Annotated in this window: 1 protein-coding gene and 1 pseudogene; both read left to right on the forward strand. The window is 63.4% G+C overall.

Going from position 1 to position 1092, the window contains the following annotated elements:
* A pseudogene (locus FJ980_RS35050) lies at positions 1–321 on the forward strand (hypothetical protein); the annotation flags it as partial.
* A gap of 38 nt (positions 322–359) precedes the next feature.
* On the forward strand, positions 360–1092 hold a 733-nt coding region (locus FJ980_RS33650), incomplete at its 3' end, for an ABC transporter ATP-binding protein (RefSeq protein ID WP_140547667.1).

Here is a 1092-nt window from a genome sequence, read left to right on the forward strand (position 1 = left end):
GGATACTGGGCGCCCACTCCCGAGCCTCGCGCGCAACTGCTCGACATGGTGCGCCGCTACGACGTGGCCTTCGTGGCCAGCGGCCACCTGCACAAACTCTACGATCGTCAACTCGGCGGCGTCCGGTACCTGTGGGGGCCGTCGTCCGGCTTCCTCGTCGAGGCGCACTTGCAGCCGGAAGGGATGGCCGGAGAAGCCACCTTGGGCGTGCTCGTCTACGACTTTTCCGGGTCCGATTTCACCGTGCGGCCTCATGAAATTCCGGGCCTCACACCCTTTTTCATCGGTGATGTCGTGCATGAGGTCTATCCACCGAGATAGCGCCTCTACCCAATTGTTCGCGAAACGGAGCAACCCCAGTGGCTGCAGTGGAAATAAAGAACCTTTCGAAGTCCTTCGGGCCCCACCGGGTTCTCAAAGACATCAACCTGTCCATCAACGATGGCGAGTTCCTGACGCTTGTCGGCCCCTCCGGCTGCGGAAAATCGACGCTCATCCGCATCATCGCCGGCCTCGAGCCGCAAACCTCGGGCTCGATCCTCGTCGATGGCGCGCCGATCGATCATCTGAGGCCGCATGAGCGGCGCATCGCCATGGTGTTCCAGAGCTACGCGCTCTACCCGCACATGTCCGTCTTCAACAACATGGCGCTGCCCCTGACGATGACCGGGCTTAGCCTCTACGAGCGCCTGCCGCTCGTCCGCCTACTCTCGTCCCGGCGCCGCAAGGTGATGCAGGAGATCGGCAAGCAGGTCAGGGGCATCGCGGCGCAACTTCAGATTGAACCTCTTTTAGAGCGCAAGCCCGCCCAGCTCTCCGGCGGCCAGCGTCAGCGCGTCGCGCTCGGTCGCGCCATGGTGCGCCAGCCCGCCGCTTTCTTGATGGACGAGCCACTTTCTAACCTCGACGCCAAGCTGCGCGTCCACATGCGTAGCGAGCTGGCCGAGCTTCACCAGAGACTCGGCGCGACATTCGTCTACGTCACGCACGACCAGGTCGAGGCGATGACGCTGGCAAGCCGGGTCGCCATGATGGAAGGCGGAGACATCCTTCAACTCGGCACGCCCGACGAACTCTACGACAGGCCGGCCA

Source organism: Mesorhizobium sp. B1-1-5, assembly GCF_006443065.1.
Lineage (GTDB): Bacteria > Pseudomonadota > Alphaproteobacteria > Rhizobiales > Rhizobiaceae > Mesorhizobium.